Consider the following 26,250-nt stretch of genomic DNA (forward strand, 5'->3'; position numbering starts at 1 on the left):
ACCGAGCGCACGGTCGGACCGAGCGGCACCAGTGGCACGCCGACGCGCGCCAGGAGCGCCGCGAACTCCTCGTCCGGCGGCGCGCACACCCGCGCCTGCGCGCCGAGCTCGCGCAGCGCCACGGCCAGTGCGGCCAGCGGTTCGATGTCTCCGCGCGATCCCCAGCTCGTCAACAGCACTCGCACTTCGGGCTCCCATTTCCGCAGGATGTGGCCTGTCGGCCGCCGATTCTGCGGCAGGAGCCGGGGCTTGTAGCAAGCCCCCCAGTGAGCTATACGTTGGAAAGGGAGAGGGGTGCGCTGGGCCGCACTGCAAGAAAGTCCCGCTGGACCGCGCCCCCGCACGGCGTGTCGCGAGACTTTCCTGCAATCCCCATCTCCATCAGGCCAGGCTGGTGCCGTACACGTTGTCGACCGTCATCGTGATCAGGACCCTGCGGTCGGAGACCATGACCTCGCGGTACTCGTCCCAGTTCGGGTGCTCGCCGGCGGCGGCGCGGTAGTAGTCCACCAGGGCCTCGACCTCCGGGCCGTCCGGGTCGGTTCCGGGGCCGGTGAGGGTGGCGGTGCCTTCGACGGTGGCCCAGGCGCGTCCGTCCGAGCTGGTCACCTCCAGCGTGGCGCGGGCGTCGCGACGCAGGTTGGCGAACTTCGCGGTCTTCGCCGTCGTCGATACGCGGATGACGCCTGCGGAGCGGTCGTACGACGGCATGACGGGCGAGAGCTGCGGGCGGCCGTCGGACTTGATCGTCGCCAGTACGCCGAGGCTGCTCCGCGCGAGCAGGGCGTGGGCATCGAAGTGCGTGTCTGTGGTCATGTCTGGCCCAACTCGCCGCTGAGGGCGGGGTATTCCGGCCCTCGCTGGGCCAGGCGGATGGTAGTTCTCAGGCCTCGACGCCGTCGATGGCATCCTGGACCACGCGTGACAAGTCCTCCTCGGTGGGGACCAGTTCACGATCCGCCGGCTTGAGCGTCGAGTAGGACGTGACGGCCATCGGGTTGTTGCTGGCGTCGAGAGCGAGCTGCACGGCAGCCTTGTTGTGGCTGGCTCCGAGGAGGAAGCCGATGGTCGCGTCGTCGCGTCGCGGGTCGCGCACCAGCTGATCGACCACGCTGACGTAGAAGTTGAGCTTGCCGACGTGTTCGGGGCGTACGTCCTTCGTCTTCAGCTCGAAGACGAAGTAGCGGTGCAGCTTCAGGTGGTAGAAGAGCAGGTCGATGCGGAATTCGTCGCCGCCGATGACAACGGGGTACTGGCGGCCGACGAAGGCGAATCCGACGCCGAGTTCGGTGAGGAAGCGGATCATCCCGGCGATGATCGCCTCTTCGAGCTCACGCTCGGCGTGGTGCTTGTCGAGCCCGAGGAAGTCGAGGCGGTACGGGTCTCGTGCCAGCTCCTTGAGGGTGTCGGAGCCCTCGGGGACGGTCGCAGCGAAGTTGTTGGCGGCGGAGCCCTGGGTGAGGTGAAGACCCTGGTGGATGAAGCGGTCCAGGATGGCGCGGGACCAGCCGTTGCGGACGGCTTCGGCGGTGTAGAAGTCCAGCTCGGGGCGGGTTTCGAGCTTGGTCATCAGGACGGTGATGTGGCCCCAGGGCAATTGTCCAACAGGCTGTTGGACAATTGGGTCCGGCCAGGTGCGGGCCATCTTGTGCATGTACATCAGGTTGCTTCGGGAAAAGCCGCGTTGGCTCGGGAAGGCTGTTTTGAGATCTGCGGCGAGCCGGGACACGACCTTCGTGCCCCAGCCCTCTTGTTGCTGACGGACGAGGATCAGCTTTCCGATCTGCCAGTACATCTGGACCAGTTCGGTGTTCACGGCCCGTTGGGCGCGGGTGCGTGCGCCTGCGACGGTCTCCTTGACCTCGCCCAGGAGGTCGCCGTACCAGGACGGCAGGGTGTTCGGGTGCGGCTGGGCGGGGACGGTGGCCTTGGGCTCGGGGTCGGGCTTGATCCCGGCTTTGGCCTCGGTGTTCTTGCGCATGAGGCCGAGAATTGCGTACGAGGCCTTTACAGGTGGGGAGTTGGTGTCACATCACCCGATTGGGTGGTTGCGTCCGCCCCGGTCGTGCTGCGGTGCGGTTCAGAGCCTCGTGATGACCGAGAACTCATTGCCGGCGGGGTCGGTGAGGGTCGCGATGCGGCCGTACGGGATGTCCTGTGGGGCGGTGGATGTGCCGCCGCCTGCTGTGGCCTTCTGCGCCACCGCGTCGGTGTCGGCCACCTCGAAGGTGGTGGCCCACATTGATGCGGGGGAGGTCGACGCGGGGTCGGCCGGGGTGCCGAAGATTCCGCCGATCTCGTGGCCGTCGGGGCGGCGTAGGAAGGTGAAGTCCGCGTCCGGCATGACGTCGTTGAGGTCCAGGGTGTAGCCGAAGACGGAGCTGTAGAACGCCCGGGCAGGCCCGGGGGACGGGGTGCGCATGTCGTTGCGGACGAGTGAGCCCGGCTCGTTCACGACTTCGCAGCCGATGTGCGTGTGGCTCTGCCAGAGACCGAAACGGGCGCCTACCGAATCCTCGGCGACGGCCATGCGGGCACCCTGGCCTGCGATCTCTTCCGGTCCCTTGAGCAGGGTGCCGCCCGCCTCCGTGACGCGCTTGGCTGTGGCGTCGCAGTCGGCGGTGGCGAAGTGCATGTTCCATCCGAAGCCTGTGATGGCCTCGGCCTGCGTGATCCCGGCGACGGGCTTGCCGTGCAGCAGACATGTCGCGCTCCTGCGCCGCCGCCCGCCCTCCGTGGGCTCCTCGGAGTACTCCCAGCCGAAGAGCGCGCCGTAGAACTCCAGCGCACGGTCGTACGCGGGCACGCGGAGGTCGATCCACGTGGGGGTGCCGTCGGGCTGGGCGGTCGTTACGTGGCTCATCGTTCGCTCGCTCCTCGTGTCCATCGGGGGAGGGGAGCGCTGACGTTAGGCGGCAAGTAGGTCAGGGGCCGGCCTATTTGAGGGTACGTATCAGTACGGCGAGGGCGGCGGTGGTTGTGGTGAGGGTTGTCTCCGGGGCATCGCTCTCACGGAGGCGCACGGTGTCGTCGGAAGTGGCGGAGACGTAGAGGCAGTTGTCACCTCCGGCTTCGCTGAATGTGGATTTCTGCCACGTGATTTCCGTCATCGGTACGTCCTCGCTGTGAGGGTGCGTATCAGTGCGGCGAAGGTGGGGGGTGTGGTGGTGAGGGTTGTTTCCGGGGTGTCGCTCTCGCGGAGGTGGATGGTCTTGGTGGCGGGGGTTGCGGCGACGTAGACGCAGTTGGCGCCGCCTCCTTCGCTGAACGTCGACTTCTGCCAGGTGAGTTCGGTCATCGGGGTCCTCCGCTGTGGGTGTACAGGATGTGCTGGACGAGGCCCCAGGAATCGGGCCCCTCATGGCCATCCGGTGTGTCCTCGCGGGCGAGCGCGGGGAGTGCGCTTTGGGCCAGCGCGGCGATGGTCGCTTGATACTGGGCCACGGCGGTGGCGTCGTGCAGGGTCATGCCTGCGGCAGGGTGCTCGACGAAGACGGTCTCCAGCCCAGGCACGCCCGGTGCGATGAGCAGGAAGGGGGCGCTTCGCCACGCCTGCGTCCCTTGGTCGAAGGGGAGGATCTGGATCGTCACCTGCGGATTGGCGGCGATGTCATTCAGGTGGGCCAGTTGCCTTCGCATGATGTGCGGGTCGCCGACGACCATGCGCAGGGCAGCTTCGTGGATGACGGCATGCAGCTGCGGAGGGCGCTCCCCGGACAGGACACTCTGGCGTGCAAGACGGAACCTCACGAGGGTGTCGATCTCGGCGGGTGTGGCGTCGGGCCGGGCGCTCCGGAAGAGGGTGCGCATGTACGGCTCCGTTTGGAGCAACCCAGGGACGAGCAACGTTTCGTAGCTTGCGATGGCAGTTGCGCGGTCTTCTAGTTCCGCCAGGTCGAGCACCTGTTGGGGCAGCGCCTTGCGGTACTCCGACCACCACCCCTTGCCGTTGCTCTCCGACATGCGAACCAGCTCATCGATGTACGGGCTACTAGTGCACCCGTACTTGCCGACGAGGGTGCGGAGCCGTTCCGTGGAGATGCCGGTCCTGGCCGCCTCGACGTGCGTCAGGTGCGGACGCCCCATGTCGATCAGCGCAGCCGCTTCGATGAGATTGAGCCCCGCGTTCTCGCGCAGCTTCCGTAGCTCGATGCCGAGCCTTCGCTGGCGCTCGGTGATGCGCAGCCGCAGTGCCAAGGTTGGACCTCCTGGGAGTTCGGGCTCAGTTTGCCGCGTTAGTCGCGAAGGATCCACCGATCGAGGCAACTAGGTTGCACTAGTGGGCCGTTGTTGCTTACGTTGAGTACGGCGACGCTCACACGCTGATGGTGGAAGCCTCGTTGTCGACGCAGCACAACCCTGCCTGACCGCAGAAGCGCACTGCCCGATCCAAGTTGCCGTGCCGGACGGGGACTTGTTCGCGAGGGGCAGTAGGCCACTGCGGCCGGGCGACGCTCAGCAGGGCAGGCGAATCACCGTCACAGCGAACCCCCACAGCGAACCCCCGACGCGCGCCTTGGAGGCGTCTCAATGGGCGTAACCGTGCATGACTACTCCGCATGCGGGCCCGAGCCCGAACTCCCCCAGACCTACACCCTGTTCGCCCCCGCCGACGCCAGCTCCCCGAAGATCTGCCGCGACTTCGTGCGCAGCGCGCTGGTCACCCTGGGGCTCGGCCACCTCGCCGACGTCGCCGCGCTCTGTACGTCGGAGCTGGTGACCAACGTCCTTCAGCACGCCAAGGGTGACGTGCACTTGAGAGCCGCTGTCGCCGCGACCCACGTACGCATCGGCGTGTATGACGGGAGCCCACAACTGCCCTCGCCCCGACGGGCGCCCGCCGAGGACGAAGACGGGCGGGGGCTCTTTCTCGTGACCGCGTTGTCGGATGTCTGCGGGGTGACGCCGACCGGTGGCGGTAAAGAGGTGTGGTTTCAGCTCAATCGGTGATCTTGACACTGAGGTACGCGGCCAGCGAGATGCGGGCGGGTAACGCGTCAAGTCCGACCGCTGGAGGGACGGGAACCTGCAGGTTCTCCAGGGTCGGGTGGTGGGCGAGGGGGGCCACATCGAGAGGTCCCTGCCTGTTGGACGCCTCGATGGCTATGCGCTTGACCCCGGGCAGGAGTTGCCCGATGCGGCGCATCGCCGTATGCCAGTCCCGTGTGGCAGACAGCTGCAGGTCCGTGATGCCCGGCAGGCTCAGCCCGGCAGGGGCGCCGGCAAGGCTCTCGGACGGCAGTTCCAGGTAGGTGAGTCGGGGGAGACGGGTGAGCGCCTCCCACTCCGTGACGGAGTCCGGGCTCCCGTCCCCGAAGGAGATCTCCTCCAGCCCGACCCACCTTTCGAAGGCGTGCGGGCTCCACGCGTAGTAGTGGCTACGGATGAGCTCAAGGGAACGCACCGGGGCGTCGGCAGGAAACATCGCCAGGCTCCACGGCTCCTGGATGTCTGACAGGCGTAGGTGCTCCAGCCCGCTCAGTGCGTCGAGAGCCTCGGTCGTGAGGTCGGCCGGACAGATCATGAGCGTCAGGAGTGTGGGCTCGCAGGTGGTCAGCAGGCGGGACGCGACTGCGGGGGAGACCCCGGCCCTGATGTCCAGGTGCTTCGGTCGTAGCCCCAACCGCTCCAACTCCGCCGCTTGTTCGTCGCTGTGGATGGTGAAGTGCGTTTCACCGTCGTCGAGATGAGCGATGATCTGTTCCGCGTACGGTCGGCACTCGTATCGATGCCACGCCCACATCAGCTGGCTGCGCACTCCGAGGTGGGGGAGCTGCGCAAACCGGGCGAGGAACGGGATCGCCGCCTCGGACTGCACGTGCGTCGCCGTGATCGTCACCTCACGGGCCTCGAATTCGTTCAGACCCTCCGGACCCGGCAGCAGGTCGAGCACCATGGTGCCCACCTTGGCGAGCGCGCGGGCTTCCTGCGGTCCGACCGGCGGGATCAGCGCCGCCATCCGCTGCTCCACCTCCCTGCGAACCCCGGGCGTCAGCTCCGCCGCATGCTCCAAGCAGGCCGCCGCCAGCAGATGAACCCGCTTGCGCCCCTGGTCGTCCGGGTCCCTGTCGCCCCGACCGATCAGTTCCCGGAGAATCTCCACTCGCTCACGCGGCCGTGCCTGCGCCACGGCCATGCGGATGACGTCCGCCCACTGGTCATCCGTCGCGTGCCGGGCCAGAACCCCGAAGTCTCCGTTGTCCAGCGCCGCCCGCGCTCCCAGGAAGTCCTGGAACGTGCGGTGGATGAAGTCGACCGTGCCGCGTCCCGGCTCACGGAGGAGCCCGCTGCGGTGGAGGAAGTGGCCGAACACCGCCCGCGCATCGCCCAGTGCGGCCAGCTCCGGGACGGCGGGCAGAGCGTCCGCGATGATCGACTCCGCCCGTGAACGGTCCATCACCGTACGGCCGTTGCGGAGCAGCCAGTAGGCGAGGCGCTGGAGGAGCTGTAGCTGCGGCTCCTCCCTCAGCTCCGGTACGTGCATGTCGCGCTCGCGGTCCCGGCGGATCAGCAGCATCGACAGCGCCGCCGAGTACAGATCCTTGCGGCCCAGCGGGAGGAAGCCCCGCCGGTCCCTGTGCAGCGCGCAGATCAGACCGCACATCAGCGGGTTGGTCGCGAGGCGGCCGAGGTCCGGCTTCACCCCTACCGCTTCCAGGAGCTGGCCCTCGTACGCGAGGAGGGGTTCGTCCTCCTCGGGCGTACCCGTGCGGGCCGCCCCGTGCCAGCGGTGGATGAACGCGGCCACCTCCGACCGGCTCATCGGCAACAGCGTCAGCTCCGTGAAGCCCTGCTCCGCCAGCCAGTCCTCACGTATCGCCGACGGGCGCGACGTCACCAGCCACCGGTTGCCGGGGTACGCGTCGATCAGGTCGCTCAGCCACGCCCGTGTGCGCGTGCGCTCCGAGTCCGGGATCTCGTCGATCCCGTCCACCAGGATCAGTGCGCGGCCGGCCGCCAGTACGCGGGACTCCCAGCCCTTGGGCTGTGTCCCGGCCAGCGGGGAGCCGACCGCCGAGAGGAAGTCCGCCGGGGCGGGCAGGCGCTCGCCGTGGCGGGTGAGGGTGCGCAGGGGGAGTACGTAGGGGATGCGGTCGTAGAGGTAAGCCATGCGGGCGTCATCCACGGTGCCCCCTGTGGCGCTCACCGCCAGCCACTGCGCCAGCGTCGTCTTGCCGGAGCCCGCCTCGCCCCGCAGGAGCACGCGGTCGTGGTCCGCCAGCGCCTGGTCGGCGGGGCGGGACGTCGGGGCCGACTCGTCGACCTGGTCCGCCCACTGAGCGTAGGCGGGGCCCGCATCGGCCAGGGCGTCGGCCACTTCCTGGGGCTGCAGCTGATACTTGCCGAACCGCTCCGTCGCCTCCAGCGACATGTACGCCGCGTCCAACGGCCACCGCCCCGGCGAGTTCGCCAGATCGATCCCGAAGATCGTCAGCTTCCCGTGCTTCTTCGCGACGTACGCGAGATACCGCTGCTCAAAGGCCACGTCCTCCGCTCCCGGCAGCGGACTCCGCGCGATCAGCTCGTCCACCTTCGCGATCAGCTCGTCCTGCCGACGGCTCTGTGCCACCAGCGTCGCGGCCACGAAGGTCGACCGCTGCGTGAAGAACTGCAGGATGTGCAGGCACGTCGTGTCGAGCAGCCGTTCATAGAAGTACGTCGCGTCCGCCGACAGGCCCCGCTCCGGGGCATCGGCCGCGTCCCGGAGCCGGGCGGCCAGAGCGGTGTGTCCCAGCTCGACCGCCTCCACGTCGCTCAAGGACAGATCGCCCAGTGCGTGCAGGGTGCGGGCCAGGGCGTCCACGACCGCCTGTCGCTCGTCGGCGGTGATGGCCCGTTCGCCGGTGCGTAACGCCTGGTGGACCAGGTCCCCGGCCAGCTTGGCCAGATCCTTCTCCGTGAGGGTCCGCTTCTCGCCCCTGAAAGACACGAGCCCCGACAGCCGCACCGGCCTGTCCACCAGGCCCGCGCCTGGTCCCTCCCGTACGAACAGCTTCTTGATCAGAGGGGCTACGACGCCGGAGGCGAGCCGGGCGCCTATGACCGCGGGATCCATGCGCCGCAGCGTAGTGCCCGTCACATTCCGGAGGTTGTGGATCTCGGGGGTCGGTGACATGACGCACAGGCGTTATGTCCGGTACTAGGCGGAATAGTGGGAGCGCTGGGGGCGGCGGCAAGGACCTTCGGTCTGCGGCCTCCGGGACCTTCGCCTCGGCGGGGCGGCCGGGTTCCGGTGAGGGCCGGTGTTGGCTCGGGGGGCCTCTCCGAAGTGGGGTTAAACCCGACGTCCGGGGGTGAATCCGGCAACTAGTTGAAGGGGGAATTGTCTGAATTTGGGGGTGTCAAGGGGGAGAAAGTCGGGTGGATGGCTACGGCTTTAGGTAGTAGATGGGGGGTTTGGGCGGGTGGCCGGGTGCGGGTTACCAAGGGATGGCCAACCCGGCGGGACGCAGAGCTGCGTATGCCGGGTCGCTTTATGGCCCGGCTTGTGCCGGGTGCCCTTACGTCCCGGCATGCGCCGCATGCCACACGCTCCCCATCCCGGAGGCCATCCGCATGTCGAAGCGCGCCACGTCCAACCAGTCCGGCCTGTCCCTGCTCCGTACGCGGACGGCCGTCGTCACCGTCGCCACCGTCGGGCTCGGCGCCTCGGCAGTTCTCGGGTCGGGGGTCGCGGCCGCTGCGGACACCGCCAAGGGCGGCGCGCTGCCCGGCGTCTCCGCCGGCTCGATCTCGGCGCAGGCCGACGCGCAGGCCAAGGCCGCGGGCAAGGCCAAGCAGGCCGCCGCCAAGAAGGCCATCGCCTGGCAGGACCCGGTCGACAAGTACACGCTCTCCGCGGGCTTCGGCCTCGGCGGCAACATGTGGTCCAGCAAGCACTCCGGCCAGGACTTCGCCGTCTCGATCGGCACCTCCGTCGAGGCCGTGCACAACGGCACCGTCGTGAAGGCCGGCGGCAACGGCGCCGGGGACGGTCCCGCGTACGGCAATGCCATCGTGATCAAGCACGACAACGGCACGTTCTCGCAGTACGCGCACCTGTCGAAGATCGACGTGCGCGTCGGCCAGGCCGTCGGCGCCGGTCAGCACATCGCCGCTTCCGGCAACACCGGCAACTCCAGCGGCCCGCACCTGCACTTCGAGATCCGTACGACGCCGAACTACGGCTCGGCGGTCGACCCGGTCGCGTTCCTGCGCTCCAACGGCGTCAACGTCTGACCGAGACGTCTGACCGAGACGTCCTACGGGCGGTTCTTCAGGGGCCCTCGTGTGCCCGTGTCACCAGTTCGATGGCGACCTCCAGGATGGCCTTGCGCTTCTCCTCGGGGTCGCCTTCGACGTCCTTGAGCACGAACATCCCGCCGTGCATCGTGAACAGAGCGCTGAAGCAGCGCACCTGCGTCGTCATCGGCGTGCCCGGCTCCCTGAGGATGTCGAGCAGGCTGATCATGCGGTCCTTGAAGGTCTCGCCCGTCTTCAGGTCCCGCATCGTCGCCTGGTTCTCCTGCATGAAGCGGAAGAGCGGTGACGCGTCCTTGAGGATCTCGCTGTAGCGGGTCAGGATCGTCCGCTTGATCTCCAGCGTGCGCGGCTGGTCCTTGCCCCACTCCACCAGCTCGTCGATGGGCCTTGTCAGGTCCTCGAAGATGCTGGTGAGGATGTCTTCCTTGGTCTTGAAGTGGTAGTACAGCGCCGCCTTCGTGACCCCAAGACGTTCCGAGATCTCGCGCAGCGACGTCTTCTCGTAGCCCTGCTCGGCGAAGAGTTCGAGGGCCACGTCCTGGATGCGCTGGCGGGTGTCCCCGCGGCGCTGCTGCTTGCCGCTGCCCGTGTTCGTGCCCGTGCCCGCGCCTGTGCCCGTGACCATGGTGGTGCTCCTCGGCTCCCTCGACTCGAATCCTTGGACCCGATTTTACTTACTTGACGCCCGGCTAGTTAGGGGTCTAGTTTCCCTCAGTGTAGTCAGCTTGCCGGTCGGCAAGTAAGTGGCGGCAAGCGAGTGACAGCAAGCAGTCGGGTGAACCGGGGAGTGGGGAACATGGCGGAGATCAAGAAACAGACGGGGGAGCAGACGGAGCCGGGGGGACCGGCGAAGGACGCGCCGCAGCCGCGCAGCGTGCGCGTCGTGATGATGGCGCTGATGGTCACCATCCTGCTCGCGATGCTCGACAACATGATCGTGAGCCCCGCGATGCCGACGATCGTCGGTGACCTCGGCGGCATGGAGCACCTGTCGTGGGTCGTCACCGCGTACATGCTGGCGACCGCGGCCTCGACGCCCATCTGGGGCAAGCTCGGCGACATGTACGGGCGCAAGGGCGTCTTCCTCACCTCCATAGTCATCTTCCTGGCCGGTTCGGTGCTCAGCGGCATGGCGCAGGACATGGGCCAGCTGATCGGCTTCCGTGCCGTACAGGGACTCGGCGCCGGCGGTCTGATGGTCGGCGTCATGGCGATCATCGGTGAGCTCGTCACGCCGCGGGAGCGCGGCAAGTACATGGGCATGATGACCGGCGTCATGGCGGTCGCCATGATCGGCGGGCCGCTCGTCGGCGGCACCATCACCGACCACCTCGGCTGGCGCTGGGCCTTCTACATCAACCTGCCGCTCGGCGCCGTCGCCCTCGCCATGGTGACCGCCGTACTGCACCTGCCGAAGAAGAAGGCGAAGGGGCGCATCGACTACCTCGGTGCGGCGCTGCTCACCGTCGGCATCAGCTCGCTGGTCCTCGTCACCACCTGGGGCGGCACCGAGTACGCCTGGACCTCGACCGTGATCATGGAGCTCATCGCGATCGGTGTCGTCGCGCTCATCAGCTTCGTCATCGTGCAGAAGAAGGCCGCAGAACCGATCCTGCCGCTGCACATCTTCCGCAACCTCAACTTCACGCTGATGGCGGTGATCGGCTTCCTCACCGGCTTCGTGATGTTCGGCGCGATGCTGTTCCTGCCGCTCTACCAGCAGGCGGTGCAGGGCGCGTCGGCCACCAACTCCGGTCTGCTGCTCCTGCCGATGCTGCTCTCGATGATGGTCGTCTCGTTCTTCTCGGGCCGGTTCACCACCTCCACCGGCAAGTACAAGATCTTCCCGATCGCCGGCACCGTACTGATGGTCCTCGGTCTGTTCCTGCTCTCCACGATGGACACCGACACCACGCGGTTCATGGCGGGCGTCTACATGGCGGTGCTCGGTGCGGGCATGGGCTGCCTGATGCAGATCACCATGCTGGTCGCGCAGAACAGCGTCGAGATGAAGGACATGGGCGTCGCGTCGTCATCGGCCACGCTCTTCCGTACGCTCGGCTCCTCGTTCGGCGTCGCGATCATGGGCGCGCTCTTCAACAGCCGCGTCGAGGACACGATGTCCGAGCGCGCCGGGCAGCTTGGCGGCAAGATCACCGAGCAGTCCGCGCAGCTGGACGCGGACAGCCTGCGGAAGCTGGCCGCGCCGGTACGGGACGCGTATCAGCACGCGGTGTCGGCCGGTACGCACTCCGCGTTCCTGCTTGGCGCGATCATCGGGATCGCTGCGCTGATCGCGGCGTTCTTCGTCAAGGAGGTTCCCCTGCGGGGGGCCGGGCCGAAGGACGCCGAGCCCAAGGGCTCCGGGGACTCCGAGGCGAAGGACTCCGAGCAGCGCAACGACTCCGAGCAGCCCAAGGGCTCCGGGGCCGAGAAGCCGGCCGAGGGGAGCGCGGCTGGGGACGCCGCACCTGGGGCGCGGGAAGCGGTAGCAGAGTCCGTCTGACCTGCGGTCCCACTCCCTCGGCTGAACGGGCCCCGCACCTTCTGGTGCGGGGCCCGTTTTCCGCTTTTCGCTGCCCACAACGCAGGCCGAACGGCGGCTACTCGTAGCGGAACGGCGGCTACTTGCAGCCGAACGGCAGCTACTTGTACTTGTCCGGGAGTTGCAGCATCGGGAAGCTGCCCGTGTTCGTCGGGGCGTGCTCCGGGAGCCAGAGGACTGCCACCGCGCCCTCCGCCGGGTCGTCGGGGCCCGCGCCCACGGGGGCAACGTTGCGGAACGTGAGCCTCGCGCCGAGGACCCGCGCCTGGCCCGCCGCGATCGTCAGGCCCAGGCCGTGGCCGACGCCCGCGCGGTCCGTGCTGCCGGTGCGGAAACGGCTCGGGCCCTCGTCCAGGAGCCCTGTCGGGAAGCCGGGCCCATGGTCGCGGACCCGCACCACACGGCCCTCGACGCTGACCTCGACCGGCGGCTTCCCGTGCTTGGCCGCGTTGGCGAGGAGGTTGCCCAGGATGCGCTCCAGGCGGCGCGGGTCGGTGGTGACCTCGGACTCGTGCACCACCGTCACCCGCACGTCCGAGTTGAGGACCGTGATCCGGCGCGTCACGAACTCGCCGAGCATCAGGTCCTGCAACTCGGCCCGCTCGGTCGCGCTGTCAAGACGCGCCACTTCCAGTACGTCCTCGACGAGCGTGCGCATCGCCTGCGCCCGGTCCCTGACCAGCTCGGTCGGGCGGCCGGGCGGAAGCAGTTCGGCCGCCGTGAGCAGACCCGTCACCGGCGTACGCAGCTCGTGCGCGATGTCCGCCGTCACCCGCCGCTCCGCTTCGAGCCGCTGCTTGAGCGCGTCGGCCATCGCGTCCACCGAGCGCGCCAGATCGTCGGTCTCATCGCGTACGACACCGCCGATGGCGTCTCGTACGCTGACGTCCGTCTGTCCCTGAGCGACCTCCTGCGCCGCGGTCGCCGCCTTGCGCAGACGCCGGGAGAGCTGGCCACCGATGAGCACGCCGAGCGCGCAGCCGCCGAAGACCACCGAGATGGAGCCGATGACCAGGGCCTGGTCGAGGTCCCTCATGACGGTGGCGCTGCGGTCGGTGAAGCGGGTGTGCAGCGACAGGATGTGGCCGTCGCTCAGCGGCACCGCCGCCCAGATGTCGGGTACTCCGCCCCCGTCGTCCTCCACGTACGTCGCGCGGCGCCCGGCGAGCACCTTCGCGAGGAGCTCCTTGGGCATCGCGGGGTCGTCGACCTTCATGCCGAACTGCGAGGTGCGCCCGGACGTCTCGTAGATCCGCTGGGCGTACAGAATCCGCTCGTCCTGCACGTCGCGCGCGTTGTCGAGCATCGAGACGCGCGCCGCGTTGTGCACGACCAGGCTCAACGCCACCGCGACAAGGGCGCCGACCAGCGCGATCGCCGCGCTGATCTTCCAGCGCACGCCGGTGCGCAGGCGGGCGCCAAGGCGTGCACGCACGCGGGCGCGCAGCGCGGCCACCGTCCTCCTGCTCATACGTCCCCCGGAATGCGCCTGGTCGTCGAAATGCGCCGCGCCATTGAGTTCAGCCATGCTGGCGGCTCATGCCTTGAGCTTGTAGCCGAAGCCGCGGACCGTCTCGATCCGGTCCTGGCCCACCTTCGTACGCAGGCGCTGCACATGGACGTCGACGACGCGGGTGTCACCGCCCCAGCCGTAGTCCCACACGCGCTCAAGGAGCTTGTCGCGGGAGAGGACCGTGCCGGGCGCGGACGAGAACTCGAGGAGCAGGCGCATCTCGGTCGGCGTCAGCGCCACCGGAGCGCCGTCCCTGCGGACCTCCATGCCCTCCGTGTCGATCTCCAGATCGCCGAAGTGCAGCACGCCGCCGTCCATCGAACCGGCCTCACCGGCGGCGGGCCCCGCCGAGTCGGGCCCGCTCGCGTGGCCGAAGCGGCGCAGCACGGCGCGGATCCTGGCCACCAGGACGGCGCCGTCGAACGGCTTCGTCACGTAGTCGTCGGCCCCCGCCTCAAGGCCGAGTACGACATCGATGGAGTCGGCACGCGCCGACAGCATGATCACCGGGACCGTGGACTCGTCGCGGATACGGCGGCACAGCGAGACGCCGTCAAGGCCCGGCACCATCACGTCGAGCAGGGCGATGTCCGGACGGTCGGCACGGAACGCCTCCAGGCCGAGCAGGCCGTCGGGCATCGCGGTGACGACGAAGCCGTCCCGTTCGAGCGCGAGCTGCGTCGCCTCGCGGATGACATCGTCGTCCTCGACGAACAGGACATGGGTGTGCTCTGCCATCGGGTGCTCTCAGTTCTCCGTCGGGGCGGGAGCATCGCCGCCCGCCGCGCTGCTGTAGCGATTGCGGATGCGGTCCGTCTCCCGGAAATGGTTGGCGGCCCACTCATACGTGATGACGTCCTCGCCGGATGGATACGACACCGGATCGCCCTTCTCGTACAGCTGCTTGGTGACGACCAGATTGCCCCGGTCGATCTCCGCGTAGACGGGTGGCTCCTCGTCCTGGAAGACATTCTCGTACTTCTTGCCCTCGGTGCGATACACATAAGTGCTGGTACCGACCGCATCGCCGCAGGTCATGATGTTGATGACGACGTCGGCCGCGGAGCCTGCGGTCAGGTTGCCGTACGAGACGTCCACCGGGTACTCGTCGCCGACGCAGGGCTTCAGATCGCGCTTGACCGCCTGGCTGACCTTCGGGTCGTCCTCGACGATCCTCACCGCCTCACGGGCGGTGGGCGGCGAGGGCGCGGACGTCTCCGAAGGCGAAGGGGACGGAGACGGGGACATCACCGCCTCGCCCCGGTTGCCGGGGCCCTCGTCGCGGGCGCCGGAGCCGCCGGTCGAGCAGGCGGACAGCAAAAGGCCGATGGCGGCGAGCGCGACCCCTGCCGCGCTCCCCGCCTTCATGCTTCTGCCGGACCGAGTGCTTAGGCCGCGCAACGCTCCCGCTCCTCACGTTCGAGCGCGCCGGTGGCGGGCCCCTCGTGGTCCCGGCTCTCCAGCTCCTGGCGGAGCCGGGCGAGCGCCCGGTGCAGTGTGCTCTTGACCGTTCCCGCCGACATGCCGAGTGCCGCGGCGGTCTCCTCTGTGGACATCTGCTCCCAGTGTCGCAGCACGACGACGCTGCGCTGCTTGGGTGCGAGCACCTTCATGATGTCCATCAGGAGGGCGCGGTCCGCATGCTGTTCGGTGGAGTCGTCCACGCTCGCGTCGGGCAGCTGCTCGGTGGGGACCTCTTCGAGCTTACGGGCCCGCCACCACTCCGTACGCGTGTTGATCATGACGCGGCGCAGATAGGCGTCCGCGAGCCGCTTGTCGGCTATGCCGTCCCAGCGGCCGTACGTCCGCACGAGCGCGGTCTGAAGCAGGTCCTGGGCGTCGACGGGGTCGGGGACCAGGCGCCGGGCACTGCGCAGCAGGGCGTCCTGCCGTGTGCGGACGTACTCTTCGAACTCGAGCACCTCACCGTGCGCCATCTCTGACCGCCTCTCGTTCCCACCGACTGCTTCGACCGCTGTCCTTGCCTGTGCGGTACTGAAATGAAGCTACGGACGGCTTGTCACGAGGCTGTGCGGAGCAGCCAGCGGAGGGCGCACGGCCTTCCGTCGGTTGTGTAACAGATGTAGGCGGGGCGTAAATCGAAGGCGTGTATCAGACGATCTGTCAGTTTCTTCGGTTCGTTTGAGCTGCTTCAGCTACTTCAACTGTTTCAGCTGCTTCAGCTGCTTCCTCAGGTGAGGGGCAGACGGTAGAGGTTCCCGGCGAGTGGCTCGACGAGGCCGTCGGAGACGAGCCCGTCCAGAGCGCGGGCCCGCTGCACGGGCTCGTCCCACACCCGGTCGAGGGTCGCCAGCGGTACGGGAGCCACAGCCTCCCGAAGCACCGCGAGCAGCTTGCCGCGCACCTGGCGGTCCGTACCCGCGTACGTCTGGCCCCGGCGGGCCGGACCCTGGTGCGCCGGTTTGCCCGCCGTCTGCCACGCGCACTGCTCGGCGATGGGGCAGCGCGCGCAGTTCTCGTTCCTGGCGGTGCAGACGAGGGCGCCGAGCTCCATGGAGGCGGCGGCCCAGCGGGACGCCGTGCGCTCGTCGTCGGGGAGGAGGGCGCGGGCGAGCTTGCGCTCGGCCGCGGTGGTGGCGTTGGGCGGGTACTGGACGCCGGTGACGGCGCGGGCGAAGACGCGCCGCACGTTCGTGTCGAGGACGGCGTGGCGCTGGCCGTACGCGAAGGAGGCGACGGCCGCGGCGGTGTACTCGCCGATGCCGGGCAGCGCGAGCAGCTGCGCGTGCTTGGCCGGTACGTCGCCGCCGTGCCGTTCCGTTATGGCGACGGCGGCGCCGTGCAGCCGGAGCGCGCGGCGGGGGTAGCCGAGGCGTCCCCAGGCGCGGACGGCTTCGCCCGGGGCTTCCTTGGCGAGATCGGCGGGGCGGGGCCAGCGGGCGATCCACTGCTCGTACACGGGCAGGACGCGGTTGACCGGCGTCTGCTGCAGCATGAACTCGCTGACCATCACGCCCCAGGGCCCGGCGTCGGGCCGACGCCACGGCAGATCGCGCGCGTTCGCGTCGAACCAGGCGATGACGGGGCTGTGCAGGGCCTCGCCGGAGGGCTCGGGGGTGTCTGACATCGGCATGGGCGGCATGGGCTTCGTGGGCGCAGTCATGGCATGACGATCCTGCCATGGGGGCGGCGGGCCGCGGGCCAGGCGGGGCGGTTGCTTTCTCGATCATGGTGATGCGGGGCGATCGGGCGGGTCGGTCAGGGCGGTTGCTTTTCGTCGAGGGGTGATGCGGGGCAATCGGGCGGGTGGGCGGGAAGGCTTGTTCGGTCAAGGGAGACGCGGGGTGATCGGGCGGGTGGGTGGGGGAGGCCCGCCCGCCAAGACCCAAGGACCTGACGATCGGCAGAGGCGCCCGCAAGGACCCGGGAAGTAGCGTCACGGACGTGAGAAGCAGACGCAGGGCGGACGCCCTCCTCTGGGCCGCCCTGGCCATCCCCGCGCTGACCGTGGACCGGATGGGCCTGAACGAGCCCCGCCCGGCCTGGCAACAGGCCGCAGGAATCGCGGTACTGGGCCTGGCCGCAGCAGTCTGGCGCCGCTGGCCCCAGATCGGCTTCGCCGCAGCAGCAGGCCTGGAGCTCGCAGCGGCGCCCTCCCTGTTCACGCTCTCGTACGGCACCGCCCTCGCCGTGTTCGCGCTGCTCATGGGCCGCAAAGCCACCCGCGTCCGGCCCGCGCTCCTCCTCTTCGGGGCCATCGCCCTGCTGGGCACAGCCAAGATCGTCGTACGCGGGGTCGACCCCGTCGTGGAGTGGCTCGTCCTCATGGGGACCCTGCTCTTCGGCGCGGTCTTCCCGTGGCTCGCGGGGCGCTACCTCCGGCAGGGCAGGGAACTCGCCGCCGCAGGATGGGCCCGCGCCGGCCAGCTGGAGCGCGAGCAGCGCATCGTCGCCGACCGTGCCCGGCTGCGCGAGCGCGCCAGGATCGCCCAGGACATGCATGACTCCCTGGGACACGAGCTGAGCCTCATCGCGGTACGGGCCGGCGCGCTGCAAGTGGCCGCCGATCTGCCCGAACGGCACCGTGGCGCCGCAGCCGACCTGCGCGTGGCCGCGTCGGACGCCACGGACCGGCTGCACGAGATCATCGGGCTGCTGAGGGAAGAGGGGGACGAGGTCGCACCGCTGGCCCCGGCGGGCGAAAGCGTGCGGGCCCTGGTCGAACGGGCCGCGGACTCGGGCCTGCCGGTCCAGTACGTAAGGGGGGATGCGCAGGAGCAACGTACGGAATCGCCCCGAACGGACGAGACCGAGCGGACCGTCCACCGAATCGTCCAGGAAGCCCTGACCAACGCCGCCAAGCACGCACCCGGCGCCTCCGTCACCGTCGAGGTGAGGGCGACGGCCGTCGTCGTCACCAACGGACCCGCCAAGGAGCCGGGTTCGGGGCCCGGTGTCGGCTCAGGCCTCGTAGGCCTGCGGGCCAGGATCGAAGACCTGGGCGGCACCCTCGACGCGGGGCCGCACGACGACGGATTCCAAGTCGTCGCACGGCTCCCCACAGAGGGCGAGGAACCGCTCCCGGCGACGCCCGCCTCCGCCGGACCCGGACCCGGACCCGGACCCGGACCCGGCCACGGCCCCGCGTACGCGAGACGCCGGACCGTGCTGGCCTTCGGAGCCGCCCTGGCCACCGGAGTACTTCTCGTGGGCGGCGCCTTCGCCTGGTACGCGTACTCGCGATCGCACGCCGTCCTCGAACCGGCCGACTTCGCCCGCCTTACGATCGGTCAGCCACAGGCCGACGCCGTACGACTGCTGCCCGACAGAGACGCGTCCGATCCGCCCGACGAGCGCGCCCCGACCCCGCCCCCCGACGGCGCCGACTGTCGCTACTACCGCGCCAGCGGCGAACTCTTCGTCACAGTCGAGCACTTCAGGGTCTGTTTCGACGACGGGGTCCTCGTGGAGAAGAGCGTGATCCCCAAGGCCGGTGTCGGGACCGGAGCCGTCAGCGAAGTGCGGGAGCACGTGAAGGAGTGAAGGAGTGGGTGCGGTGATCCGCGTACTGCTGGCCGACGACGAGGCGATGATCCGCGCGGGCGTCCGCGCGATCCTCGGCGCGGGCGAAGACATCGAGGTCGTCGCGGAGGCCGGTGACGGCAGGGAGGCTGTCGCCCTCGCCCAGGCCCATCGGCCGGACGTCGTGCTGCTCGACATCCGCATGCCGGGGCTCGACGGCCTGGCCGCGGGCGAGGAGATCGTACGGACGGTGCCGGGCACCGCGGTCGCGATGCTGACGACCTTCTCCGAGGACGCGTACGTGGCGCGGGCGCTGAGCGGCGGAGCCACCGGCTTTCTGCTGAAGTCCGGCGACCCGCACGAACTCATCGCGGGCGTACGCGCGGTGGCCGGTGGCGCCGCCTTCCTCTCGCCCAAGGTGGCCCGTCACGTCATCGACGGATACGGCGCACAGCGCATGGGCCGCGGCGCTGACGCCCGCGCCAGGACCGCGGCCCTCACCCCGCGCGAGCGCGAAGTGCTCGGGCTCGTGGGGGAGGGGCTCTCCAATCCGGAGATCGCCGCCCGGCTCCATCTGGTGGAGGGCACGGTCAAGGCGTACGTGAGCGCGGTCCTCGACCGGCTCGGGGTCAAGAACCGCGTCCAGGCGGCGATCGTCGCCTATGAGGCGGGACTTGTGCGGCTCTGACGCCGCCTAGCGCCGGTGCGACGCGGGCCGCCGGTGCGATGTCGCGTCCGGCGTCGGGCTGCCCGGGCCCGCGAACCACCTGACGACGCCCGTCGACGACCCGCGCATCGTCTCGACGACACGTGCCACGGGGCGAGTCGCCAGACGTACGAGGAGGAAGGCGAGCGCGGCTCCGAGGAGCAGGCCCACCCCTACGTCATGCGGATAGTGCACGCCCACGAAGACCCGCGAGAACGCCATGAGCACGGCCATCGGCAGCGTGAGCGCCGCGATCCGCGGCCAGGCGAGCGCGAGCCCGACGGCCGCGGCGCCCGCGATCGTCGAGTGGTTGCTGGGGAAGGACCAGTCGCCGTAGGCCGGGCATTCGACGATCGAGTTGAGCGCCCCGGAGACGGCCCGGCACGGGCGTTCCTCGTCGACCGCGGACTTGAGCAGCTCGCTGCACACGTAGGCCACCGCCGTGACCAGGGGCGCGAGAACGGCTATCGCGAGGGCGCGGGGGTCACCGCGCCGTGCCCGCCACCAGGCGACGATGAAGAGCACGCCGAAAAGCAGCAGTCCGAGCTCCGTCCACACCTCGGCGAGATGCTGGAACCAGGTAGGGGTGTCGTGGGCGAAGTCGGTGACATCGCGATAGAGATCGTCGTCCATGGTGTCCATGATTACGGACGGTACGGAGTAGGTCCGAATCGTCACATCCGGCGATCGTCCCGTCACAGCCCCTGACGAAAGACAGGGGTACCGGAAGCGGAACCATTGGCTCCGTGATGATGATCCGTAAACTTTGTTGCTCTGAGCGGCGGGTGGGGCAGGACACGGCGCGGATCTCTCGTAAGGTTTGGGCCGTGGGATCTATGCGCAATCCGGTCGGGCCGCTTCCCTCCAGTATTTACTGGCGTCGGCGGGCCGTTCTGCTGTCCTTGGTCGGGCTGATGGCTCTGTTGGTCGTGTGGGTGCTCACCCTGGGGGGTGGGGGCCAGAAGAACGGCGCCGACGGCCCGTCGGGCTCCGGCCCCGCCACGTCCATCACGCCGGGACCTTCCGAGTCCGGGCCCGCCATCAGTCAAAACCCGGGCGGGCGCGACGAGTCGGACGACGAGAACGGCTCCGGCTCCGGCTCCGGTGGCTCGGGCGGCGGCTCAGGTGATTCCGCGGGGTCCGGCGGCTCGGGTGACTCCGGCGGCGGAGACGGCAGCGGCTCTGACGACGGCGCCAAGGGCGGCGGCGGTGCGGGCGGACAGCTGCCCGCGGGGTCGAGCCTCCCCAACTGCGCGAGCGATGACGTGAAGTTGAAGCTGCGGAGCGTTCACAACAGGTACGAGGTCGGTGAGAAGCCGAAGTTCGAGCTCATCGCCCAGAACAGTGCGGGCAAGGCCTGCAAGGCGGACCTCGGCGGCAAGAAGACGGTCATGACGATCACTCAGGCCGACAGCGACAAGGTGATCTGGTCCTCGGAGGACTGCCCCGCGGGCGGCGGGAGCCTGCTGCTCCGGGTGCCGGGCGACGGGCGCGTCACGCACACCGTCGAGTGGAACCGCCGGGGGAGCGAGCCCCACTGCGCGACGCCTTCGGCGGGGAGTGCGGCGCCGGGGACGTACCTGGTCGAGGCCAAGTCTTCCGGGCTTGGATCGGCGCAGGCTTCGTTCGTACTCGAAGAGGGCTGATCGCGGGGTAATCGGGCGGGTGGGCGGGAATCCCCACCCACCCAGCAGCGCCACCCACCCAGCAGCACCCTCTAGACGTACCGCCAGTACCGCTAGACGTACCGCTCCAAGATCGACGACTCGGCGAGCCGCGAGAGCCCCTCGCGAACGCTCCGGGCGCGCGCCTCCCCCACCCCGTCGACGGTCTGCAAGTCATCGACGCTCGCAGCGAGAAGCTTCTGCAGCCCCCCGAAGTGCTCGACAAGCCGGTCGATGATCGCGCCGGGCAGGCGCGGCACCTTGGCCAGGAGGCGGAAGCCCCGCGGGGAGACCGCGGAGTCCAGGGCCTCCGGAGAGCCGGTGTAGCCCAAGCCTCGCGCCACGATGGGCAGTTCGAGCAGCTCCGCGTGCGAGAGCTTGTCCAGTTCGAAGAGCGCCTCTTCGACCGTGCGGGAGCGCTTCGCGGTCGGCTCGGGGACATAGTCCCGGACGACCAGCTCACGCTCGGGCTCGACGCCCGCGATCAACTCGTCCAGCTGGAGGGCGAGGAGACGGCCGTCGGTGCCGAGCTCCACCACGTACTCGGCGATCTCCGTGGCGATACGGCGCACCATCTCCAGGCGCTGGGCGACCGCCGTGACGTCGCGGACCGTCACCAAGTCCTCGATCTCCAGGGCGGACAGGGTGCCCGCCACCTCGTCGAGGCGCAGTTTGTAGCGCTCCAGGGTCGCGAGGGCCTGGTTCGCGCGGGACAGGATCGCCGCGGAGTCCTCCAGGACCTTGCGCTGACCGTCCACGTAGATCGCGATGAGGCGCATGGACTGGGAGACGGAGACCACGGGGAAGGTCACCTGCTTGGACACGCGGTCCGCGGTGCGGTGCCGGGTGCCCGTCTCCTCGGTGGGGATCATCGGGTCGGGGACGAGCTGCACGCCCGCCCGCAGGATCTTGGTGACGTCCTTGTCGATGACGATGCCGCCGTCGAGCTTGCAGAGCTCGCGCAGCCGGGTCGCCGTGAACTCGACGTCCAGGATGAAGCCGCCCGTACACATGGATTCGACGGTCTTGTCCCAGCCGAGGACGATGAGCCCTCCGGTATTGCCGCGGAGGATGCGCTCGAGTCCGTCGCGCAGGCCTGTGCCGGGCGCGACCGCGCTCAGGGAGGCACGCATCAGCCCGTCGGCACCGGAGCTTCCACCGGACTTGCCGGGAGCTGACGCCCGGTCGTTGGCTGCCACTGCACTCCTCGGGTCGCGGGTTGTCCCAGCCCCGGTCCACACGACTGCTTCGTACGGATGGGCGAGACCAGGGCAAAGTCTACCGGCGCTCTTCGTCCTTCCGTGGGGCCTCTCTGCGACGCGACGTCGGAAGAACCCGCAGCGCGTCCCCCATGTCGGCGACTTCGATGACCTTCATACCGGGCGGGACCTTGCCCGGGTCGGCCGGAACGAGGGCGTGGGTGAAGCCCAGACGGTGCGCTTCGGACAGTCTGCGCTGGACCCCCGTGACCCGTCTGACCTCCCCCGCCAGGCCCACTTCGCCGATCGCGACGAGATTCTTCGGCAGCGGGGTGTCGCTCGCCGCGCTGGCCAGGGCGAGGGCGATCGCGAGGTCGGCGGCCGGCTCGGAGAGTTTCACTCCGCCGACCGTCGCGCTGTAGATGTCGCGCTTGCCCAGGGCGGTGATGCGGCCGCGCTGCTCCAGGACGGCCAGCATCATCGAGACGCGAGAGGTCTCAAGGCCGGACGTGGTGCGGCGGGGGGAAGGGATCTGGGACTCGACGGTGAGGGCCTGGACCTCGGCGACCAGGGGGCGGCGGCCTTCGAGCGTGACCGTCAGACAGGTGCCGGGGACGGCCTCCGTGCGGCGGGTGAGGAAGAGGCCGCTGGGGTCGGCGAGGCCGGTGATGCCCTCGTCGTGCAGTTCGAAGCAGCCGACCTCGTCCGTCGTCCCGTAACGGTTCTTGACGCCCCGGACGAGACGCAGGCGCGCGTGGCGGTCGCCCTCGAAGGACAGGACGACGTCCACGAGGTGCTCAAGGAGGCGGGGTCCCGCGATCGCGCCGTCCTTGGTGACATGGCCGACCAGGAGCGTGGACATGCCGCGCTCCTTGGAGGCGCGGATCAGCGCGCCCGCCACCTCGCGGACCTGGGCCATGCCGCCCGGCGCCCCGTCGATCTCCGGGGACGCGATCGTCTGGACCGAGTCGAGGATCAGGAGGGACGGCTTCACCGCGTCCAAGTGACCCAGAACGGCGGCGAGATCGGTCTCCGCCGCCAGATAGAGGTGGTCGTCGATGGCCTTGATGCGGTCGGCGCGCAGTCGGACCTGGCTCGCCGACTCCTCGCCGGTCACATAGAGCGTGCGGTGCTCGTCGCTCGCCGACTTCGCCGCGACGTCCAGGAGCAGCGTCGACTTGCCGACGCCCGGCTCGCCCGCGAGGAGCGCCACGGCGCCGGGGACGAGGCCGCCGCCGAGGACGCGGTCGAACTCGGGCACTCCGGTGGAGCGCGCGGTGGCCTGGCGGCCGTCGACCTCGCCGATGGGCAGGGCGGACGAGGTGACACGGCCGGGGGCCGTGGTGCGGACCGCGGGCGCGCCGTACTCCTCGACCGTCCCCCAGGCCTGGCACTCGGGGCAGCGGCCGAGCCACTTGGCCGTCTGCCAGCCGCACTCGGTGCAGCGATAGGACGGCCGGTCTTTGCCGGACTTCGTACGGGTGGCCATGAACCGAACCGTAGCGGGCACCACTGACAGTGGCGCACGCGATCCGGTCCGCCCGGGGCGGGAGCCACGGAAGCAACCACGGGAGCAGTCACGGAATCACGGATTCCTGTCCCCTTTTGAGGGATCTGTTCACCCGTAAGGATTAAATGTGCTCAAGGTGGAGGAAGGCCCCGCCATCATCCGCCTAACTTCGCACGGGTGATGAGCAGCAGGCCGGAAACCCCCACGCAAGCAACCGGCGCACACCGGGCGCATCGAGACGCGCGCCAGCGCGTTGTGCCCCGCTCGGTGCCCCAGGCGCCCCCCGCACGCTATGAGCCCTGTCTGGACGGCCTGTTCACGTACTGCCTGTCCGTGCTCTGCGATCACGACGCCGCGACCACCGCCCTGGGTGACGTGCTCGCCGTCGCCGAGCGCCGCGGCTCACGTGGCCCCGCCGGCGAGGCCGAACTGAAGTCCTGGCTGTACGCACTCGCCCGCTGGGTCTGCCTGCGCGCCCTCGCCGACGCCAAGCGCAAACGGCAGGGCGCGCACGCCTCCGGATCGGCCGCCCGGGTCCCGAAGCCCGGCGAGTCCGCCGAGTCCGGCGAGTCCGGCGAGTCCGCGGCGCCGCCGGACGAGACGGAGCGGCAGCGTCGCCGTGAACTCGCCCAGCTGGCCTGGCCGGAGGCCGCGGGCACGACGCCCGAGCAGCGCGAGGCCCTGGAACTCGCCGTGCGCCACCAGCTCTCCCCGAAGGAGGTCGCCGCGGTCATCGGGATGGACGTCGCAAGGACCCGCGACCTCCTCGCATCCGCCGCCTGCGAGGTGGAGCGCACCCGGGCCGCGCTCGCCGTCGTGGAGACCGGCACCTGTCCGATCGTCGCCCGCCTCACCGGCGACAACCAACTCCTCCTCGGCACGGCCTTGCGCCGCGAGCTCGTCCGGCACGTCGACGACTGCCCGCGCTGCCGCCTCACCGCCGAGCGCGCCGGAGCAGGGGCCTGGCCCGGCACAGCGGTGTCCCCGGCCGCGCTGCCCGTCATCGAGGCCCCGCGGGCCGCCGTGCACGTGGCGATGGCGCATGTCCCGCGCGCGCGGGGCGGCGGTCCGCGCTTCGACCGGCGCGGATTCCCGATGGACCCCAAGGACCATGCCGCCCGCCGCGACCGGATGCGCGCGCGTGCCGTGACGACGACGGTCGTCGCCACCGTGGTGGCGGCGCCGGTGCTCGCGCTCTGGGCGGCGTATCGCGGGGCACCGCTGACCGGCGAGGGCCAGGACGGCCGCTCGGTCAGCGCGAGCGAGTCCGGGTCCGACGCGGTGAACGGCGACCGCAGGCGCGAGGACTACGAGAACGCGGGCAACGCCGACACCCCGCCCGACCCCCGCTTCACCGCGGGCAGCCACTCGCCGGACGTCTCCGTGGAGGTCATCAGCGCCGGATCGCCGCCGTCCCGCTCGGGGACCGGCGCGGGACGCCTCACCGTCCAGGCGCAGTCGATCCGCGGTACGACACTGATCACGCTCTCCGCGTCAGGGGGCGAGCCGGTCCACTGGTCGGCGAGCGCGGGGGTGTCCTGGCTCAACCTGAGCCGGTCGTCCGGGACGCTCGCGCCAGGGCAGACGGCCACGATCCGGGTGTACGTCGACCGTGCGCGGGAGCCGGCGGGCCACTGGAGCGCACGCATCTCCATCGCCCCCTCGGGGGCGATCATCTCGATCGGCGGGTACGGCAACGGATCGGGCCGCCCGACACATCCCGGCCCCAGGCCGACCTCGGTTCCGCCGAAGCCAAGGCCGACCCCTACGACCCCGGACCCGACACCGTCGACCCCGGACCCGACCCCGACCACCCCGGACCCGACCCCGACCCCGTCGGACCCGGGCAACTCGACACCGCCGCCCAACGACAGCGGCGACCCGAGCCCGAGCGAGGGCTAGGCGAGTTCAGCCCGTCCGGCGCTTGAGGACGAACTCGGCGGAGCCGGTGATGACGGCACGCAAGACACGGCCCAGCCGGATTTCAGCGAGAGGGATCCGCCGGATGCGGCGCAAGCAGAGGCAGCTGAGAAGCGAGCCGCTCCTCGCACAGCGACGCGAGCCGGTCGTAGCCCTCCTTGCCCATCAGCTCCGTCAGCTCGGGCCGATAGGACACGTACACCGGGTCACCGGCACCGTGCGCCGACGTCGCCGACGTGCACCACCAGTGCAGATCGTGGCCACCGGAGCCCCAGCCCCGCCGGTCGTACTCCCCGATGGACACCTGCAGGATGCGCGTGTCATCGGGCCGGTCGATCCACTCGTACGTCCGCCGGACCGGCAACTGCCAGCAGACGTCCGGCTTCGTCTCCAGCGGCTCGCGCCCCTCCTTCAGCGCCAGGATGTGCAGCGAGCACCCCGCGCCCCCGGCGAAACCGGGGCGGTTCTGGAAGATGCAGGAGCCGTTGTACGGGCGGGTCTGGCGCTCGCCGTCGTCGTCCGTCGCCACCCAGCCGGTTTCCGTACCGATGTCGTGGTGCTGCCAGATATCAGGAGTGAGCCGCGCCACCGACTCGGCGACCCGCTTCTCGTCGTCCTCGTCGGAGAAGTGCGCGCCCAGCGTGCAGCAGCCGTCGTCCGCCCGGCCCGCCTGGATGCCCTGGCAGCCACTGCCGAAAATGCAGCTCCACCGAGAGGTCAGCCATGTCAGATCGCAGCGGAAGACCTGCTCGTCGTCCGCGGGATCCGGGAACTCCACCCAGGCGCGGGCGAAGTCGAGGCCCTTCTCGTCCGGCTGCGCCTTACCCGGCTTACCCGGCTTCGCAGGCTTCTCCGGCTTCCCCGACTTATTCTTCGGCTTCGTTTTGTCGGTCTTCGCCTTTTTCGTCTTTGGCACGTCTCCAGGGTATGCGCGCGGTACCCGGTCCGAGGACCAGCGACAGCCGTA

The 26,250-nt window shown here is 69.7% G+C and carries 24 protein-coding genes and 1 pseudogene; 7 read left to right on the forward strand and 18 right to left on the reverse strand.

The window, feature by feature from the left end; genetic code table 11:
• The 7 genes and pseudogenes from ACFQ7F_RS26205 to ACFQ7F_RS26235 form a co-directional block, all read right to left on the reverse strand.
• Nucleotides 1-185: pseudogene (locus ACFQ7F_RS26205) on the reverse strand (glycosyltransferase); the annotation flags it as partial.
• Between the two features lie 196 nt (nt 186-381).
• Nucleotides 382-816 (reverse strand): PPOX class F420-dependent oxidoreductase, encoded by a 435-nt coding sequence (locus ACFQ7F_RS26210; RefSeq protein ID WP_383274732.1) that lies wholly within the window; start codon nt 814-816, stop codon nt 382-384.
• Nucleotides 817-883: 67 nt separating this feature from the next.
• The gene (locus tag ACFQ7F_RS26215; protein WP_383274735.1) at nt 884-1,981 is read right to left on the reverse strand and encodes a YhcG family protein; all 1,098 of its coding nucleotides are present in this window, start codon (nt 1,979-1,981) and stop codon (nt 884-886) included.
• A gap of 99 nt (nt 1,982-2,080) precedes the next feature.
• A complete protein-coding gene (locus ACFQ7F_RS26220; RefSeq protein WP_383274738.1) occupies nt 2,081-2,863 on the reverse strand; it encodes a VOC family protein in 783 nt (260 codons plus the stop codon).
• Nucleotides 2,864-2,936: 73 nt separating this feature from the next.
• A complete protein-coding gene (locus ACFQ7F_RS26225) occupies nt 2,937-3,110 on the reverse strand; it encodes a DUF397 domain-containing protein (RefSeq protein WP_383274741.1) in 174 nt (57 codons plus the stop codon).
• Nucleotides 3,107-3,298: a DUF397 domain-containing protein gene (locus tag ACFQ7F_RS26230; protein ID WP_383274744.1), complete on the reverse strand. Its 192-nt coding sequence runs from the start codon at nt 3,296-3,298 to the stop codon at nt 3,107-3,109. The genes ACFQ7F_RS26225 and ACFQ7F_RS26230 overlap by 4 nt, the downstream gene beginning before the upstream one ends.
• Nucleotides 3,295-4,197, reverse strand: coding sequence for a helix-turn-helix domain-containing protein (locus ACFQ7F_RS26235; protein ID WP_383274747.1), 903 nt, complete (start codon nt 4,195-4,197; stop codon nt 3,295-3,297). Before ACFQ7F_RS26235 ends, ACFQ7F_RS26230 begins: the two co-directional genes overlap by 4 nt.
• Before the next feature lie 333 nt (nt 4,198-4,530).
• Here ACFQ7F_RS26235 and ACFQ7F_RS26240 point away from each other — a divergent pair, with 333 nt between their 5' ends.
• Nucleotides 4,531-4,950 carry an ATP-binding protein gene (locus ACFQ7F_RS26240; RefSeq protein WP_383274750.1) on the forward strand — a complete coding sequence of 140 codons (420 nt, stop codon included), beginning with the start codon at nt 4,531-4,533 and terminating at the stop codon, nt 4,948-4,950.
• Here the strand turns inward: ACFQ7F_RS26240 and ACFQ7F_RS26245 are convergent.
• Complete coding sequence (locus ACFQ7F_RS26245; RefSeq protein WP_383274753.1) at nt 4,940-8,056, reverse strand: NACHT domain-containing protein; 3,117 nt, start codon at nt 8,054-8,056, stop codon at nt 4,940-4,942. The genes ACFQ7F_RS26240 and ACFQ7F_RS26245 overlap by 11 nt on opposite strands.
• A gap of 500 nt (nt 8,057-8,556) precedes the next feature.
• Here ACFQ7F_RS26245 and ACFQ7F_RS26250 point away from each other — a divergent pair, with 500 nt between their 5' ends.
• A complete protein-coding gene (locus ACFQ7F_RS26250) occupies nt 8,557-9,219 on the forward strand; it encodes a M23 family metallopeptidase (RefSeq protein ID WP_383274756.1) in 663 nt (220 codons plus the stop codon).
• Between the two features lie 37 nt (nt 9,220-9,256).
• Here ACFQ7F_RS26250 and ACFQ7F_RS26255 read toward each other — a convergent pair whose 3' ends face one another.
• The gene (locus ACFQ7F_RS26255; RefSeq protein ID WP_383274759.1) at nt 9,257-9,868 is read right to left on the reverse strand and encodes a TetR/AcrR family transcriptional regulator; all 612 of its coding nucleotides are present in this window, start codon (nt 9,866-9,868) and stop codon (nt 9,257-9,259) included.
• Between the two features lie 171 nt (nt 9,869-10,039).
• Here ACFQ7F_RS26255 and ACFQ7F_RS26260 point away from each other — a divergent pair, with 171 nt between their 5' ends.
• Nucleotides 10,040-11,749, forward strand: a complete 1,710-nt coding sequence (locus tag ACFQ7F_RS26260; RefSeq protein ID WP_383274762.1) for an MDR family MFS transporter — start codon at nt 10,040-10,042, stop codon at nt 11,747-11,749.
• Nucleotides 11,750-11,888: 139 nt separating this feature from the next.
• On the opposite strand, the gene cseC is transcribed toward ACFQ7F_RS26260, so the two are convergent.
• The 5 genes from cseC to ACFQ7F_RS26285 all read right to left on the reverse strand — a co-directional run bounded on the left by cseC (nt 11,889) and on the right by ACFQ7F_RS26285 (nt 16,425).
• Entirely contained in the window at nt 11,889-13,259 is a 1,371-nt protein-coding gene (gene cseC / locus ACFQ7F_RS26265; RefSeq protein WP_383274848.1) for a two-component system sensor histidine kinase CseC, read from the reverse strand.
• A 66-nt stretch (nt 13,260-13,325) separates the two neighbouring features.
• On the reverse strand, nt 13,326-14,039 hold the full coding sequence (cseB, locus tag ACFQ7F_RS26270; protein ID WP_383274765.1) for a two-component system response regulator CseB: 714 nt from the start codon (nt 14,037-14,039) through the stop codon (nt 13,326-13,328).
• 9 nt (nt 14,040-14,048) lie between these two features.
• Complete coding sequence (locus tag ACFQ7F_RS26275; protein ID WP_383274768.1) at nt 14,049-14,669, reverse strand: hypothetical protein; 621 nt, start codon at nt 14,667-14,669, stop codon at nt 14,049-14,051.
• 20 nt (nt 14,670-14,689) lie between these two features.
• Nucleotides 14,690-15,238, reverse strand: a complete 549-nt coding sequence (locus ACFQ7F_RS26280; protein ID WP_383274771.1) for a SigE family RNA polymerase sigma factor — start codon at nt 15,236-15,238, stop codon at nt 14,690-14,692.
• 254 nt (nt 15,239-15,492) lie between these two features.
• On the reverse strand, nt 15,493-16,425 hold the full coding sequence (locus ACFQ7F_RS26285; protein ID WP_383274774.1) for an A/G-specific adenine glycosylase: 933 nt from the start codon (nt 16,423-16,425) through the stop codon (nt 15,493-15,495).
• A 281-nt stretch (nt 16,426-16,706) separates the two neighbouring features.
• On the opposite strand from ACFQ7F_RS26285, the gene ACFQ7F_RS26290 reads away from it, so the two are divergent.
• Together ACFQ7F_RS26290 and ACFQ7F_RS26295 are read left to right on the forward strand one after the other, a co-directional pair.
• Nucleotides 16,707-18,305 carry a sensor histidine kinase gene (locus ACFQ7F_RS26290; RefSeq protein WP_383274777.1) on the forward strand — a complete coding sequence of 533 codons (1,599 nt, stop codon included), beginning with the start codon at nt 16,707-16,709 and terminating at the stop codon, nt 18,303-18,305.
• A gap of 13 nt (nt 18,306-18,318) precedes the next feature.
• A complete protein-coding gene (locus tag ACFQ7F_RS26295; RefSeq protein WP_383274780.1) occupies nt 18,319-18,972 on the forward strand; it encodes a response regulator in 654 nt (217 codons plus the stop codon).
• Between the two features lie 6 nt (nt 18,973-18,978).
• Here the strand turns inward: ACFQ7F_RS26295 and ACFQ7F_RS26300 are convergent, their stop codons facing one another.
• Entirely contained in the window at nt 18,979-19,632 is a 654-nt protein-coding gene (locus ACFQ7F_RS26300; RefSeq protein WP_383274782.1) for a phosphatase PAP2 family protein, read from the reverse strand.
• Between the two features lie 185 nt (nt 19,633-19,817).
• Between ACFQ7F_RS26300 and ACFQ7F_RS26305 the strand changes: the two genes are divergently transcribed.
• Complete coding sequence (locus ACFQ7F_RS26305) at nt 19,818-20,636, forward strand: hypothetical protein (RefSeq protein ID WP_383274785.1); 819 nt, start codon at nt 19,818-19,820, stop codon at nt 20,634-20,636.
• A 92-nt stretch (nt 20,637-20,728) separates the two neighbouring features.
• Here ACFQ7F_RS26305 and disA read toward each other — a convergent pair whose 3' ends face one another.
• Together disA and radA are read right to left on the reverse strand one after the other, a co-directional pair.
• Complete coding sequence (disA, locus tag ACFQ7F_RS26310) at nt 20,729-21,853, reverse strand: DNA integrity scanning diadenylate cyclase DisA (RefSeq protein WP_383274788.1); 1,125 nt, start codon at nt 21,851-21,853, stop codon at nt 20,729-20,731.
• A 79-nt stretch (nt 21,854-21,932) separates the two neighbouring features.
• The gene (radA, locus tag ACFQ7F_RS26315) at nt 21,933-23,342 is read right to left on the reverse strand and encodes a DNA repair protein RadA (RefSeq protein ID WP_383274791.1); all 1,410 of its coding nucleotides are present in this window, start codon (nt 23,340-23,342) and stop codon (nt 21,933-21,935) included.
• 198 nt (nt 23,343-23,540) lie between these two features.
• On the opposite strand from radA, the gene ACFQ7F_RS26320 reads away from it, so the two are divergent.
• On the forward strand, nt 23,541-25,265 hold the full coding sequence (locus ACFQ7F_RS26320; RefSeq protein ID WP_383274794.1) for a hypothetical protein: 1,725 nt from the start codon (nt 23,541-23,543) through the stop codon (nt 25,263-25,265).
• A gap of 82 nt (nt 25,266-25,347) precedes the next feature.
• On the opposite strand, the gene ACFQ7F_RS26325 is transcribed toward ACFQ7F_RS26320, so the two are convergent.
• Nucleotides 25,348-26,199, reverse strand: coding sequence for a hypothetical protein (locus ACFQ7F_RS26325; RefSeq protein WP_383274797.1), 852 nt, complete (start codon nt 26,197-26,199; stop codon nt 25,348-25,350).
• Between the last annotated feature and the right edge of the window lie 51 nt (nt 26,200-26,250).

Origin of the sequence: Streptomyces sp. NPDC056486 (assembly GCF_042795295.1) — a bacterium.
GTDB lineage: Bacteria > Actinomycetota > Actinomycetes > Streptomycetales > Streptomycetaceae > Streptomyces.